The sequence below is a fragment of the Algoriphagus aurantiacus genome (assembly GCF_035156405.1).
GTDB lineage: Bacteria > Bacteroidota > Bacteroidia > Cytophagales > Cyclobacteriaceae > Algoriphagus > Algoriphagus aurantiacus.
The window spans coordinates 22,488-38,672 of the sequence record NZ_JAXRUT010000028.1; the positions used below are offsets into that span (position 1 = coordinate 22,488).

At 38.9% G+C, this 16,185-nt stretch carries 7 protein-coding genes; 6 read left to right on the forward strand and 1 reads right to left on the reverse strand.

Annotated features, from left to right (window positions below; all coding sequences use genetic code 11):
• Positions 1-815: 815 nt before the first annotated feature.
• Both SYJ56_RS21455 and SYJ56_RS21460 read left to right on the forward strand, forming a co-directional pair.
• A complete protein-coding gene (locus SYJ56_RS21455) occupies positions 816-3,902 on the forward strand; it encodes a SusC/RagA family TonB-linked outer membrane protein (RefSeq protein WP_323837768.1) in 3,087 nt (1,028 codons plus the stop codon).
• A gap of 44 nt (positions 3,903-3,946) precedes the next feature.
• Positions 3,947-5,692, forward strand: coding sequence for a RagB/SusD family nutrient uptake outer membrane protein (locus SYJ56_RS21460; RefSeq protein WP_323837770.1), 1,746 nt, complete (start codon positions 3,947-3,949; stop codon positions 5,690-5,692).
• 473 nt (positions 5,693-6,165) lie between these two features.
• Here the strand turns inward: SYJ56_RS21460 and SYJ56_RS21465 are convergent, their stop codons facing one another.
• On the reverse strand, positions 6,166-7,245 hold the full coding sequence (locus SYJ56_RS21465; protein ID WP_323837771.1) for a phosphatidylinositol-specific phospholipase C1-like protein: 1,080 nt from the start codon (positions 7,243-7,245) through the stop codon (positions 6,166-6,168).
• 251 nt (positions 7,246-7,496) lie between these two features.
• On the opposite strand from SYJ56_RS21465, the gene SYJ56_RS21470 reads away from it, so the two are divergent.
• The 4 genes from SYJ56_RS21470 (at position 7,497) to msrA (ending at position 16,154) form a co-directional block, all read left to right on the forward strand.
• The gene (locus tag SYJ56_RS21470) at positions 7,497-9,311 is read left to right on the forward strand and encodes an alkaline phosphatase (RefSeq protein ID WP_323837773.1); all 1,815 of its coding nucleotides are present in this window, start codon (positions 7,497-7,499) and stop codon (positions 9,309-9,311) included.
• Positions 9,312-10,507: 1,196 nt separating this feature from the next.
• Complete coding sequence (locus SYJ56_RS21475; RefSeq protein ID WP_323837775.1) at positions 10,508-13,699, forward strand: SusC/RagA family TonB-linked outer membrane protein; 3,192 nt, start codon at positions 10,508-10,510, stop codon at positions 13,697-13,699.
• A gap of 148 nt (positions 13,700-13,847) precedes the next feature.
• Positions 13,848-15,404 (forward strand): RagB/SusD family nutrient uptake outer membrane protein, encoded by a 1,557-nt coding sequence (locus SYJ56_RS21480; RefSeq protein ID WP_323837777.1) that lies wholly within the window; start codon positions 13,848-13,850, stop codon positions 15,402-15,404.
• A gap of 249 nt (positions 15,405-15,653) precedes the next feature.
• Positions 15,654-16,154, forward strand: coding sequence for a peptide-methionine (S)-S-oxide reductase MsrA (gene msrA / locus SYJ56_RS21485; RefSeq protein ID WP_323837779.1), 501 nt, complete (start codon positions 15,654-15,656; stop codon positions 16,152-16,154).
• The last annotated feature ends 31 nt before the right edge of the window (positions 16,155-16,185 follow it).

A 16,185-nucleotide genomic window follows, 5' to 3' on the forward strand; every position in this document is an offset into this window, starting at 1 on the left:
ATTTTACCATCTTATTGAAGAGTGATTTTTATCTTTTTGAAGTAGAACGGGACCAAACCTAAGAGGTAGAGAACCCCAATTAACGATTTTAGGGCTTCCACAGTCATCTGAGTTTTTGTAGTGTCATTCACATCGTGGGCAAGGAGCTCCAATTTGGGACTTCGGGATTAAAAAAAATCACTTTTTTATTATATTTTCTAAAATATATTGATCTGTGTGATTTATGTTTTATTAAATTATTATTTATTTCTTATAAAATCTCAACTTTTTCTATTTAATTTTCATGTAAAGAAATATTTTATAAATGTGTGTATGTTTAAATTTATAGTGTTATGTAATGGTTAATTGAGGAGAGGATAAATTTTTGTTCTTTTTGTAAATGCTCACTCTTTTTATAACTTAAATCTTTTTGTTAAATCATTTATCCGGTGCGTTTTAACAAAGTTCCGCTATCTCCAATAAAACAATAAAATGTCCCGTGGTTGATTAATATGCTGTAATACAGATAATTAGTTAATTTGAAGGCTTTTTAAATTTGATCCAATACCGGCGATTTCACGCATTGGGTGACCTTCTTCTGGAAAAGAGTAACTACTTGCTGTTACTTGTTTAATTGGATTTCTTATCAAATTAATCTTTACTAGACGTATTATATTGTTAATAATGTGCTTTTATATAATTAATATAACCCTAAAGATATCTTAACAGCAAAATAGTATATATAAATTACTTTTGGGTTGAAAAAAAATAGCCTGCTGTAATAGACCCACTTAGAAAGGATTAAAAAATTCTCAGTTATTCAACACTTAAATTTTATGCATTCAAAATTACGATTATCTAAAGCCATCTATGCTTCTGCGTTTATGGTTATATGGGCAGGGTCAAGTACCAGCCCATCGCGACTAGTCGCCAAGGGTCTTGAAAATGAGGGCAATTTCAAGGCAAACTACCCGATTACTAATTTAGTACCCATTCAGCAACCCGTCTCAGGTACGGTAACGGATGAAACAGGAGTGCCGCTACCTGGTGCAACTGTTCGAATAAAGGGATCATTAAATGGTACGGTTACAGATCTTGATGGTAAGTTTTCTATTGAGGTTGGAGAAGATGCTGTTCTTCAAATTTCTTACGTGGGATATATCTTGCAAGAGGTTTCAGTAAATGGGCAATCAACTATAGCTATCCAGTTAGAACCAGATGCTACTCAGTTGGATGAACTAGTGGTAGTTGGTTATGGTACGCAAAAAAGATCTGATGTTACTGGGGCAATCGGATCTGTTAAAAGTGAAGATTTCAATAAAGGGTTGGTTTCAAATCCTGTTGATCTGTTACAAGGGAAAATTGCCGGTGTGAACATTGCTTCTACAAGTGGAGAACCTGGAGCAACACAAAATGTAATTATTAGAGGTGTAGGAAGTTTGCGTTCAGGGACTCAGCCTCTTTATGTGCTTGATGGCTTTTTGCTTGATAATTCCAACACAGGTATTGCCTCCAATCCTCTAAACTTCCTAAACCCTAACGATATTGAAAGTATTGATGTGTTAAAGGATGCTAGTGCTACTGCCTTGTATGGTTCGAGAGCCTCTAACGGCGTTATTGTAATCACCACCAAAAAAGGTAAATCAGGAACAACTCAGTTGAATTTTTCAGCTTCCACAGCATGGTCTTCTATGGCTAAAAAAATTGATGTATTTGGTGCAGATGAATTTCGAACCCAGGTCGTTGCAGCGGGTGGAGCTTTGGAAGATTTTGGAGGTAATACAGACTGGCAAGATGAATTGACTCAAATTGCCTTTTCACAAGATTACAATTTTTCAATGAGTGGAGCCAATTCAGAGAAATTTTCCTATTTCACTTCAGTAGGCTATCAGGATCAAGAAGGTATATTGAAGAATAGTGAGCTGAAGCGATATTCTGGAAAATTGAATATGAATCAGAAGGCATTTAATGGAAGGCTGATTGTCGATTATAACCTGACTGCCTCTCACACTAAAAATTTGCGTCCTAGCATCACATCGACCATAAGTGATATGCTTAGCTTAAATCCTACTATTCCAGCATATACTAATGGTGAGCCTACCTTATTGAATACCAATGCCTTAAATCCACTAAAGAGGTATGAGTTATATAGTGATGATGCAGCGAACAACCGCATTTTGGCAACGATTTCACCTTCTTTCGAAATAGTTGATAATCTTACCTATAAGTTAAATCTCGGGGTGGATTACTCCAGTACAAACAGGTATCAACAGTACAAACCCTATACGGGAGTGATCAATGAATCCAATATTTCAGATGGGTCATTGGACGAAGGAATAAGTGCTAACACCAATCAATTGGTCGAGAATACACTGACCTATAATTGGAATTCAAATGTCCACCGCATAACTGTATTAGCTGGACATTCTTATCAGACATTTTTGGATGAATATAGAATAACTTCATCTCGAGGCTTTGCAGATAATAATATTGAGCCAAGATATCAGGACCATAACAGTACCAGTGAGTATCCTACTACAGTAAATTCGTCGGCTGTTAGAAACGAATTGCAATCTTTCTTTGGCAGGCTGAACTATACCTATGCCGATAAATATCTGTTTACAGCTACAATACGTGCTGATGGATCTTCTAAGTTTGGTGAAAATAACAAATATGGTTACTTTCCTTCTTTTGCAGCAGGCTGGAATTTGAGTAAGGAAGATTTTATGACCAACTCAATCTTTGATAATCTAAAATTGCGTGCAAGTTGGGGTAAAACCGGTAATCAGGAAATCCCATCCAAGATCACAAAAGCCAGTTATTCCGAAGATAGATTGTCAGAAGGAGGCGGAAGTCTTAATACTTATCCAATAGATACCGACGCCAATTCCTTGGACGGTTATCCTTATGGCATTGTATTTACACGCTTGGCTAACCCCGATTTGCAATGGGAAGTATCTACCCAGGTAGATGTAGGACTTGATTTTGCATTCTTTGATTACCGATTGACTGGTACTTTAGATTACTTCAATAAAGTTTCTTCCAATATTTTACTGGAAGTGGTTCCTGCGGACCCTGTTCAACCTACTTCCACCTATTGGGATAATATCCAAGACATGAAAATTCATAACAGCGGTTTCGAATTGGCTCTGGATTATGCTAGCAATGAGCAGGGGGGCTTCTCCTATAACATTGGTGGTAATGTCACTTTTATTCAGAATGAAGTAAAAGATTCACCTTATTCTGTTTTGACCACTGGGGCAGCTCAGGGTGCCGGACAAACAGGCGCAACTATTAACGGCTATATCAACAACCAACCTATCGGGGCATTCTACATGTTAGAATTTGACGGAATTAGTGAAGATGGTGTTAATAGGTTTAGGGATATCAATGGAGATGGTGAAGTCTTGGACAATGACCGTAGTGTAGTAGGAAGTGCCATTCCTAAATTCATCTATGGGTTCCATATGAACTTTAACTACAAAGCTTTCGACTTAGGGTTGAATTTCAATGGTACATCTGGAAACAAGGTTTATAATCATACAGCCATGTCACTGTTTACAAAAGCACAATTATCCAGATCAAATAACACTACTGATTTTGCAAACGAATTCCCTGAAGAATCCTTTAATAATTCGAATACAGTATCTACCAGATTCTTAGAGAGTGGCTCATTTTTTAGATTAAATAATGCTACTCTGGGCTACAACCTTCAATCTGATATGATCGGATTAGGGGATGCTTTTCAAAATATCAGACTTTCTGTCACAGGACAAAACCTGTTTGTTATAAGCGATTATTCTGGATTTGACCCCGAAGTTAACACTGGTTCCACGTCTGCTGGAATTCAAACCTTTGGTATCGACCGTTTTACATACCCAAGAGCACGGACATTCTCGGTCAGCCTTAATTTAACCTTCTAGAAGAAAGTAGATGATTATTAGATCATATAGAAAATCAAAATCAAATGAAAAATAACAGATTTCACAAAATACTTCCCATAGCTGCTTTTTTACTCGCATTTCTAAGTTGTACTACATTAGATGAAGAAATTCTCGATGAGTCATTAACAGGTACCGGCGAAGCAGAAGTTGTAAGCGGATCTATCGCTCCAGTATATGGTATGCTCCGTCAAGTATGGTTGCATACAGTCAATTTTGGACTTCAGGAAGTTGCTTCTGATGAAGGAATACTTCCTTATCGTGGTGGTACAGATTGGTTTGATGGAGGCAAGTTTATTGCGGTACACCAACATCTTATGACACCTGGAAACAGTTTGGTGGGAGATACATGGACTTACATCACCTTGACTTTGTCCAGAGCGGTTTTGGCAGAGGAGAGAATGAAACTGGAAGTAGAGAACGGTAATTCCAACGCACAAGACGCTTTGTATGAAATGATAGCTATGAAGGCCTATCTAAATATGTTAGCTCTTGATAATTGGGGGCTTGTTTTCAAGAAAGATGGTTCAGACCAACTTTCAGAAATTCTTAGAGGCCAGGAAGCTATCGACTATATAGAGTCAGAACTACTATCGGTGGTGGATTTAATTAGCAGCGATAAAGGACCAGGTAGAATGAACAAACATGCGGTTAGTGCATTGTTGGCCCGCTTATATTTGAATGCTGCAGTTTATAGAGATCCATACGGTACACCTGATTTTAGAACAGAGGATATGGATAAGGTGATCCAATACACAAACAGTATTATCAGTGGACCATATTCCTTATCTGCTGAATATTTTGAATTGTTCAATGACGATAATAATACTAATCCTGAAATTATATTTTCACTTGACCAAAGGGGAGTACTTCAGACCGAACACAGTCGATGGGCTTATTGGCCAATTTCCGGAGACCTTATTCCAAGACCGGAATTTCCAAATACACGTGGAACTGATGCAGTAGCTGTTACGCCAAGTTTCTACCAGACCTGGGTAGATGCTTATGGCAATGTGGATCCGGCTGAAGCCGATGCCCGTTTCTATCAGGAGAACACGGTAATACCTGAAAATCTTAGGGATCTTTCCGGTGTAAACCCAACTAACGATGCCGATCATTTCTATTCCGTAGAGGCCACCGAATTTGAAATTAATAGGGGAATACTTCGTGATATTATATGGGGACCTAGAAAAGATGAGGGAGGGAATATTTTGACTGACGATACCGGAAAAGTAAGAATATATCCAGTGATTAATAGAAGAAGTAGTGGTGCTGACATACGTTATGTGGATCATACACTTAAAGTTGATTTTTCTACTGAAGGCAGTTTACATAACGCTGGATACCGATTTTCGAAATATCAGTTTAGCCATACCGCGCCCAACTGTTGTAGTAATAGTAGTGTTGATTTAGTATTGATCCGCTTAGGAGAGATTTATTTGATGCGCGCAGAGGCCAAATTGAGAAGAGGTGACAATGCGGGTGCTTTGGCCGATATTAATGTGTTAAGGACTTCTAGAAATGCTCGTCCTGCACAGACACCAGCTGCATTAAATGCAATTGATCTTGATGTGCTCTTCCGGGAATCTGGATTTGAATTGTATTGGGAAGGTCATAGAAGGACCTATCAAATAAGGTTTGGTAAATATGAAGACAGCTGGACAGAGAAAACAGATTCCGATGTCAATAAAAGATTGTTTCCTATCCCTCAAAAAGCAATGGATGGGGCATCTAGTGAAGTAGGGTTTTTAGTACAGAACCCTGGTTACTAAAACTTATAGATCTTATAAATTAATAAAGCCGATGAAATTTTTCATCGGCTTTTGTTTGTGTGATACTTGCTGAGTTAATAGCTCTATTATTTAAGGTCAACAGTGAAATGATCGGAATGTAAGAAGTGATGAGTTTATGGGAAATCCCGATGAATTCTAGTAGTTATCGATGCTGATATGGTTTTTTGGTAATCGTTTTTTAGCTCCAGTAAGAAATTGATATATGGCTAATCTGACTTGCGGAATTAGTCGTTAACCAAGATAATTTTAAAGGCAGAAGTCATCTATGATATGCTGGTTTTCTTTGGAGTGAAAATTTGGTTTTAAGCTCTTCCAGTTTCTTGATAAGAAAAGCTATCCCATTATTTTTATCCATTGTGTCCAATAGGATGGTGAGTTGGAACAGGCTAATTGTGAAGACTCCCTGGACTTGTTTGAATGAGATGGTTTTTACAAATTCAAAGCCTGAGTCTCTAATTTTTATTCAAAACAGGGTCGAGCCTTTGGTATAGCCCTTCTTCAAAAATGACTTTATAGCTGGATTCGAAGAAGGAAGACGGCTGGTAATAATCTGTGGAAATCACCTGAGCGCCTGAAGATTTGGCTTTTTCAAATCTCGAATAATCAACATTTCTTGCTTCTTTTGTGTCTGAATCCGCCCGGGTTCTGATCATATATCCTTTTTTTACCAGATCTCTGATGTATTCTTCATTTTCTACAGGATCATTGATGATTCGAAACCCAGCAGCAGAATTACCTTCTTTTTTGTTTACAAAAAGTACTGCGTTCGTTAGTTCTGGTTTGGCACTCAGGTAACGATCGATTTTTTCCTCATTTTCATCTAATACAAATAAGAATTTCCCTTTCATATCATCGAGCATGGGCCAGTTTCCGGCGAGGGCGGCTGTTTCCAGATTAGGGTAGTTTCCCTTCACTAGATCAGGAGTGATAAGGTTATCCCTTCCCAAATGCGTTCTGATTTCCAGATCAATGCTATCCAGAGCTGTCGCAGTAAAGGGAAGCGTGGAGCGAGTGCCTGGAATATTTCCATCTTTTGCATTGATCAAAATAAAAATAGGATAATGATCGGGGTTGTTTTCACTCCATGTTTTGAGTGCTTTCAGTGCATCAGCAAAAAGCAGATAATGAGATTGAAAATCCAGATCCTGCACATGAAAAAGCTTTAGCCCTGGTTTGGAAAGTACATTATTAGGGTCGTAACTAGGAATGTCTCCTCCGTTGCCTTTGATGATTTCCAATCCTTTTGGGTTTGAATACCTTCCTCCTTCAGGATCATGGAAAACATCCAGTTCCATATTCCTTAATCCTAAATCGAGCTGGGCCTCCAGTGAAATATGTGCGTATTCTAAGCTTTTCGAAGCAGCAGGGTTCACTTTAGCTAAGTACTCCAATAGCTCAGGAGCCATTTCACTTTTGTAGCTATTGTGACTACCAATTACCTGAATTTGATTTATTTTGAGGTTTTGTGCTGACAGATGCAGGGAGAATAAAATGCATAAAGCAGTAAAGATACTGGTGAAGGTGGTTTTCATGGAATTCAGTTTATTTGGCAATCTTCAATTTTTTGACAGTAATTCTTGAAATTGTGCTTCACCTTTTTGTTATGAATTTTTGAACATATGAAAGAGATAATTTCTTATAATCAAGTTAATTAAAGTTGTTTCGATGGGTCTGTCTGCTGTTTCACCAGGTGCTGGGGATCTTGACTTTATCGATATGTTAAGCATCGGTTAATTCCTGGTTTTACTACTCTTAAATCCCTTTGAAAAACCTATTTTTGGCCATGCGTAAATTCTTTTCACTACCTCTTTTTCTGTTGCTTTTTACTGTTCAGCTGGCAGCTCAGGATTCTAAGAAATCTCAAATCCACTCGCACAACGATTACTTGCAAACAGTTCCATTTTGGACCGCATTTTCAGCTGGAGCCTCTTCTATTGAAGTAGATGTGATTTTGCAAGATGGCAGATTATTGGCGGCTCATGAAGCTGCCAGCATTGATCCAAAGCGAACCATTGAAAGCCTTTATTTGGATCCAATTGTAGAGGGGTTAAAAAATGGACTGATTTCTCCGATCAATTTTCATCTGCTCGTAGATCTGAAGACAGAGGCGTATTCCACACTGGAAGTTTTGGAAGAAAGCATGGCGGACTATAAAGATGTTCTCTACAGCTCGACTAACCAAGATGGATTGAAATTGATAATATCAGGGAATAGACCAAAGCCTGAGGATTATAAAAATTATCCTGATTGGATGCTTTTCGATTACCAAAGCAAGGAATTGACCAAGGATTTGCCATGGAGCAAAATAGGAATGGTAAGTCTGAGTTTCCGTCAGTTTTCTGTCTGGAATGGGAAAGGGCGGATGGTGGAAAATGAGCGCGAGAAAGTTCAGGCCTTCATCGATCTGGTTCATAGCTTCGATAAACCTGTTCGTTTCTGGGGTTCTCCTGACAGTAAATCTGCTTGGAAAGCATTTCATGAAATGGGAGAGGATTATATCAATACCGATCATCCAATAGACGCGGCAGTGTACCTAAGTAAATTAGGAGAAAATGTCTATCAGAATACGTCAAAACATGAAGTTTACCAGCCAAAGTTCGAGGTAGACGGGGCGGAAGTTCCCGTGAAAAATGTGATTTTGATGATTGGTGATGGGAATGGCTTGGCTCAGATATCATCAGCTTTAGTGTCAAATAACAATCAGCTTAACCTCACACAGCTGAAGAATATGGGCTTGGTCAAAACTCAGGCTGCGGATGATTTTACCACAGACTCAGCTGCGGGAGCGACGGCATTTGCGACTGGTAAGAAAGCAAATAATCGAGCTTTGGGTGTTGATTCAAAAGGGGATTCATTACCCAATCTCCCTGATATTCTTTATGAATATGGATTCTCAAGTGGAATTATTACCACAGATCAACTGACTGGCGCTACACCGGCAGCATTCTATGCTCATCATCCTGAGCGTGATGATTCTGATCAGATAGCTGCTTACTTATCTAAAAGTAAGTTGGATTTATTCATCGGTGGAGGTGGAGATAGTTTTGATTCTCAAAAAGAAAATCTGAAAAGTGCGGGCTTTAATTTGATGGAAAGTTTAGAGCAAACGGATGCCGATCGTGTAGGTTATTTTGCCGCAAAAGGATCTTTGCCTAAAAAACTTGATGGTAGAGGGGACTATTTGCTGAAGAGTACAGCTTTTTCCCTCGAATTTTTTGACCAGAAAAGTAGGCCCTTCTTCTTGATGGTGGAGGCTTCGAACATTGATTCAGGAGGGCATTCGAATAGTACCTCCATGATTGTATCTGAGATGTTGGATTTTGACGAAGTCATAGGAAAGGTGATTCAATACGTGGATGCTAATCCAAACACCTTGCTGATTATCACAGCAGATCATGAGACTGGTGGTGTTTCCATTCCTCAGGGAGATGTAGATTCCTCAACTGTTGAACTGGCTTATCATAGCGATGACCATACAGGAATTATGGTTCCAGTTTTTGCGTATGGAGCACATTCAGGAGACTTCAGGGGAGTGTATGAAAACTCAGCCCTTTTCCATAAGATCATGAAACTGGTGAAAGAATATCATCAGAAGTAGTAAACTGTACAGAATTTACCTTCTTCCAGCAATGGTGAAAGGAAGCATAAATAGATTTCGGACAAAGTCGAATGAGAGATCTATGGCGAAACCGAGAAGTCTAAAAGGGAGTAAAATCAACCAGAAGATGGGATAAAGTAATAGCCCAATAAGTGCCAGAGGCCAGCAAAGGACAAATAGAATGCACCAGAGGAGAAAGCTTACCATAGTTTTTTTATAGCAGTATCTTCAATACCTGTTCCAATCTGAAAAAAGTAGATTTTGTGCAGATAAAACAGTATTAGCAATGAGATTCTGTATCAAAACCGTACATATTTTAGCGTGTATCGTACATTCTAAAATTTGACTTAAGGTGCATTCTCCTTCAAGAACAAGTAACAATTTTTCCAAGCAGACAAAATGCATCGTGCAGTAAGTAAAATCAATACATGGCTCAAATAATTGGTGTATTTGAAGGGTTTTGTAGTAGAAGTGTTTACTGAGCCGATTTTCAACTCAATAAATAAGCTTTGATCTGCTTATATGCTCTCATGAGGTTAAAAAACTAACTCAGTAGCGTTGAGCATTATAGCCTTTATTAAGATTAAGTTTTATTGATTTTTTTATTAAGTAGGATTATAAGATGTATTTTTTTTCTAAATTAGATTGATATGAAGCTGTAAGCCATGCATTGGGTTATTATTTTATTGATGTAAGAAAGAGGTTTTGTCCAATTTTTCTTGGGTATGTCTAATTGTGTATTAGAATGTGATTAATTCTATCTAATACTTGGTGATTTTAGGAGCTAAAATGAGGCATTGAAATTACTATATAGGGGTCTTTTATTATAGTTTAGATCCATTATTGTAATATTCATTGAAAGGCGTATTGATGTTAATAATAGTATAATACAAATGTTAAACTCAGAATATGTTTGTAACTGACTGTTTTTCATTTGTTTATAGTTCTATTAGACATGATATAATCCACATATTCATCAGAGAGAATCGGTTTTTTGCAGGTAGTAAATTTTCTATAACATATAGTAACTAATTTTTAATTCGAAACACATTGCCAATGATATATTCAAGCAGACCTTTGTAAGGAGCAGTTGATATTTCAGAGAATTCCTCGCTGCACTATACCGGACACCTGTATTTTTAAAATATAAATACAGGATTATTTCTAGTTAATTATACTAATAAACCTCTCAAAACATGAAATCAAATTTACATAGACGACTCTTATGGATGTCTAAGAAAATCCTATATGGGTTTTTAATTCAGCTTATGTTCAGCGCTATTGTACTTTCAGGTGCTAACGCCGCTCCACTAATGAAATTATTTCTGGAAGATGTAACCGTCACTGGAAAAGTTCTGGACGAAACCGGATTACCGCTTCCTGGTGCTACAGTGTCTGTAGCAGGAACTACTTCGGGGACTATTACCGATATAGATGGGGAATACTCGATTACAGTGCCTGAAGACGCAGAGTTGATATTCTCTTATATAGGATATGAGCCTCAGCGAGTAACTGTTGGAACACAAACTGTCATAAACGTTACACTTCGGCCAGATGCAACCGCACTGGATGAGGTTGTTGTAATTGGTTACGGTACGGCTAAAAGAAGCGATTTGACTGGCTCAGTAGGGTCAGTGGATGCTGAGGCACTTAGAGAACGTCCAGCGGCATCCTTAAATCAGGCTTTAGCGGGTAGAGTTTCTGGTGTACAGGTTAACAATAACTCAGGACGTCCAGGAGGAAGAACTACGGTAAGAATTAGAGGCTTTAGTTCAATCAACTCATCCAATAACCCACTATATGTGATAGATGGTGTTCAGATGCCAATGGGTACTCTGGATCAGCAAAGTAGTGCAATTGATTATATCAATCCCAACGATATTGTATCTGTAGAAGTACTGAAAGATGCTTCATCTACTGCTATTTACGGTTCTAGAGGAGCAAATGGAGTTATTCTAATTACCACTAAGAAGGGTAGATCAGGTGAAGGGACTGTGACTTACAATACGGATTTGAGTGTTCCAATTATCGGCCCAAATAGACCTGAAGTATTGAATGCTGAACAATATCTTGCTGTGGAGGATCTCGCTTGGGCAAATATGGAAAAATACGATCCGGAAGGATGGAATGATGGGAAATGGGCTTACCTAAATCCTGCATTAAGGAGAACGGATCCACGTATCTTTGATAGTCAAGGAAATCCTCTTTTTGATACTGATTGGCTGGAAGAAACAACTCAAAGCAAGCTTTCTCAAAACCATCAGTTAGGTTTTACGGGAGGAAATGAGCGTACCACCTATTCACTTTCTCTGGGATATAGAGGCGATGAGGGCTTAGTAAAAACCTCCTATCTAAAGAGATATTCTGCTCGCTTTAACATAGAGGATCAGGTGAAAAGCTGGTTGAAAGTTGGTGGTAGCCTTAGCTATAACAATCAGTCGGAAAATCTAGTCGATGTGAGTGATGCAGTTGCAAGACAAATGGTGGAAGATTTCCCATTCTTGCCGGTGAAGTATGAAGATGGGACCTTTGCTAATAACAGAGACTATCCATTTGCCGAAGGCACGATGAGTTCTATGCACAGGCTGTATGGTAGAAAATACATCCTCAATACTCAAACTACTTTGGGAAGTTTGTACACGAACATCAAATTTTCTGATGCATTGGAAATGAGAACTGCTCTGGGAGTCAATATCCTTACTCAGGAAAATAATAGGTCTGAAACCAGGACTTTGGCAATCAATCAAAACGGAACTGCTTCTAAAAGCATGCGAAAAGACACTTTCTGGTCTCTTGAAAACTATTTGACATATAACAAAGTCTTTGCTGAAAGACATACTGTAACGGGACTTCTTGGTATTTCATGGCAAGAAAATAACTACACGGCTATGAGTGCTAGTATTCAAAACTTCTCAACTGATTACTTCTTATACAATAATTTGGGTGCAGGTAGCCAGTTGCCAAGAGTAGGCTCTGGGGCAGCGCGGGAAGCGTTGAATTCATACTTTGCCAGAATAAATTATATTTTGGATGATAAGTATTTATTTACTGCAACAGGGCGTGCAGATGGTTCTTCCAAATTCGGTGAAAATAATAAATATGCTTTTTTCCCTTCTGCTGCATTGGCATGGAGAGTTTCTGAAGAAGGATTCCTGAAAGGAAACCAAACTATTTCAAATCTAAAAGTAAGAACTAGTTATGGGTTGACAGGTAACTCTGAGATTCCTCCATACTCTTCCCTTTCCCTGTTGAGTTCTAATTATTCTGCGATATACAATGAAACCCAGGTAGGTGGAACTGGAATCAACAGATTGGCGAACCCAGATTTGAGATGGGAGAAAACAGCTCAGGCGGATTTTGGGATTGAGCTAGGAATGTTTAATAATCGATTGAACGTGGAAGTTGATCTGTATTATCGAAAAACTACAGATATGCTATTGGATTCGCCCGTACCAAGAACAAGTGGATATGCAACTATCCGTAGTAATGTAGGTTCTATGGAAAATAAAGGGCTAGAATTCACACTCAATTCTGTGAATGTAGACAAAGAGAATTTCAGCTGGAATACCTCCTTCAATATATCGCTTAACAGGAATGAAGTATTGTCTCTAGCCACGCCGGCAGATATTTTTGGAGTTGGTGGACCAAATTTTACCAATCAGACCAATATTATTAGAGTTGGTGAGCCAGTTGGTTCTTTCTGGGGATTAGTTCGATTGGGCACTTGGAGTGAAGCAGAGAGAGCAGAAGCTGCTGAATTTGTGAGTTATAGAAATGGACTTACAATTCTTCCAGGAGATATCAAATATTTGGATGTGAATGGTGACAAAGCAATCAACGATTCGGATAGAATGATAATAGGTAATGGTAGTCCGGATTTCTGGGGAGCTTTTTCCAATAGTGTCAGACTATACAATTTTGATCTTACAGTAGAGCTTCAGTACAGTGTGGGTAATGACGTGTTGGATATGACTCTTCACCCAAGTGAAGATCGCCAGGCGCTGGCCAATAGCTACACTTCTGTATTGAATGCCTGGACTCCAGAAAACCAAAACACCATGATTGCAGAGATCCGTGATACACGTGCAGGGTATGTCACCAATGTGGATTCTCACTGGGTAAAAGATGGTTCGTTTTTGCGAGGCAGAAATATACTGCTGGGATATAATTTTCCTTCCGACGTTACTAGCGCCATCAAATTAAGCAGATTGAGAGCTTATGCTTCCGCTCAGAATTTCTTCCTATTGACAGGTAAAGATATCAACGGAGATCCAGAAACTACTCCTATACGTGGCGGAAACGGTGATAACGTTTTCTCTCAGGGTATGAACTGGCACAGTTATCCAAGACCAACAATTTTCATGTTTGGTTTACAGGTAACTCTTTAATCCTTTTTTTACTTAAAGCGATATAACAGATGAAATCGAGCATGACAAAAGCGTCACACAGAGGGATGATTATCTGGAGTGCGAGATTCCATCCCGTTTCCTTCGTCACGGGACAGGTTATGACCTATAAAAAACAAATTATAAACACATGAAAAATAACATATATAATAAAGCAGGTAGATTGTTCCTATTTGGAGCATTGGTGGCAGGATTTGTAGGATGTTCAAGTTTTTTGGAAGAAGAAGATCCTTCTAATTTGACTCCGGAAAGTTTCTATACTATCCCCGACCACGCAGAAGCAGCACTTGCTTCTGTCTACGCAGATACTCGGTTTATTGGAGATGGAGCTGGGATATTCTCATCCACATGGCAATTATTGGAAGCTCCTACTGGGACATCTACAACAGAGACAGCTCAAAATTCCGATCTAAATAACCTTTATGGACTTATCTATGATGGTAGAACCCAACATGTGATCAACTGGTGGAATGGCTTATACAGGGTGATTGCCCAAGCCAATCTTGTATTGGATAAGGTACCGGCTATTACACCTATGGATGAGGCACAGAAGACTAAAGTACTCGGTGAAGCCAGATTTCTACGGGCTTGGGCATATTTCTATGCAGTGAGACTTTGGGGAGATGTACCGTTGATTACTATGCCTCAAACTGCCAGTTCGGAAAATTTCAAGCCTTCTCCAGCTTCGCAGGATGAAGTTTATGCGCTGATTTTAGAGGATTTGAAAGCAGCTGAAGCGGCAGGTTTGCCATGGATGGATGAAAGTGGCAGAGCTTCCTTAGCTGCTACCAAATCTATGCTTGCCAAAGTGTATCTGACAATGGCGGGATTTCCACTTAGCAAAGGTGCATCTCACTATCAAATGGCAGCTGATAAAGCAAAAGAAGTGATTGACTATGCAAATAGTAACCCGCTTTCGATTAATTTATTTCCCACATATACGGCAATTCATAATGAGACTAACGACAACAGACTGGAGCACATATTCATGCTTCAGTACAATGTGATCGTTTCTGGTAATCCTATGAATAACATGTTTCCAAACTTTAAACCGGTAACATTTGCGGGGCCATCAGGTACGGGTAGTACTGTGCCTACCGAGGAGTTTTACAATTCCTATGAACCTGGAGATATTCGGGCAGTTGATCAGGAGGGATTTTTCTATACCACTTACTATGAGAATGGCAGTGGGGCAAAATTTGATCTAGGGGCTCCGTATATATTCAAGCATTTCAACCAGCTTGCATTAGGAACTAAAGATCAGCCGGGCAATAGAGCCAATAACCTGAATGTTCCTTTGATCAGATTTGCGGAAGTACTTTTGATCTATGCAGAAGCACAAAATGAAGTTGGTGGTCCAAATGCACTAGCTGTTGAGAGTTTGAAAAGAATTCGTGACAGAGCTGGTTTGACGACTCCGTCTATTGGTGGATTTACTGCTGATACATTCAGAGATGCAGTCTTGAGAGAGAGATGGCATGAGCTGTGCTATGAGCAGATTACCTGGTTTGATATGCTTCGCTTGCGCAAAGTCTATAATGAAGCCACTAATGGATTTGATAATTTTGAAGGGCATGTAAATCCAAGTTCTAATCAGACGCTTCAGGCAAGACATTACCTAATGCCGTATCCTCTTCCGGAAATGCAAAACAATCCAAATCTTACTCCACAGAATCCGGGGTATTAAGTTGAATTAGCAGATCTTATATAATTGAAAAGGGTTCCAAATAAGGAGCCCTTTTTTTGTGTATGTTAAGACAATTAATGGGTAGTTAGTATCCTGGGTTTTGTACAAGTTCCAAAGTATTTGACGCGTTGAAATAGTAGAAAAAGAGTTTTGTTATATTATACTGAACATATACCTTCAGATTTAACTGATAGTTGAGAATTCGATCATATTCCTACGCAACCCGTTACTATTGAAAACCAAAAAAACATGAGCAATTATAAAAAAGCATACATCGCAGGAGGCTGTTTCTGGGGAATGGAAGATCTCTTTAGGACTCGTCCGGGGATTACCAATACAGAAGTCGGATACCAAGGCGGACAAAACCAGAACCCGACTTACAGAAACCACCCAGGTCATGCAGAAGGTCTAGAATTGACTTATGATCCTAGTCTAACATCCTTCAAAGATATCCTGGATTATTTCTTTAGAATGCACAATCCTACCACGGTTGACCAGCAAGGAAATGATAGGGGATCTAGCTATCGTTCTGTGATTTTTTATCAAAATGAAGAAGAAAAATCCGTCGCTCAAGAAATGATTGATATCGTCGATAAATCAGGGAAATGGCCGGACAAGGTGGTGACTACGCTGGAGCCTTTTGCACCATTTTGGCCAGCAGAGGACTATCATCAGGATTATTTGGTGAAAAACCCTAATGGCTATACCTGCCACTTTCTAAGATTTGAAGACAGTTTTATCAAGGGATGATTTCTTTATAGGAAATGATGCCAGTTACCTT

Coding starts and splice junctions, on each gene's coding strand:
- SYJ56_RS21455 (WP_323837768.1), top strand. CDS start 816: ATGCATTCAAAATTACGATTATCTAAAGCCATCTATGCTTCTGCGTTT.
- SYJ56_RS21460 (WP_323837770.1), top strand. CDS start 3,947: ATGAAAAATAACAGATTTCACAAAATACTTCCCATAGCTGCTTTTTTA.
- SYJ56_RS21465 (WP_323837771.1), bottom strand. CDS start 7,245: ATGAAAACCACCTTCACCAGTATCTTTACTGCTTTATGCATTTTATTC.
- SYJ56_RS21470 (WP_323837773.1), top strand. CDS start 7,497: ATGCGTAAATTCTTTTCACTACCTCTTTTTCTGTTGCTTTTTACTGTT.
- SYJ56_RS21475 (WP_323837775.1), top strand. CDS start 10,508: ATGAAATCAAATTTACATAGACGACTCTTATGGATGTCTAAGAAAATC.
- SYJ56_RS21480 (WP_323837777.1), top strand. CDS start 13,848: ATGAAAAATAACATATATAATAAAGCAGGTAGATTGTTCCTATTTGGA.
- msrA (WP_323837779.1), top strand. CDS start 15,654: ATGAGCAATTATAAAAAAGCATACATCGCAGGAGGCTGTTTCTGGGGA.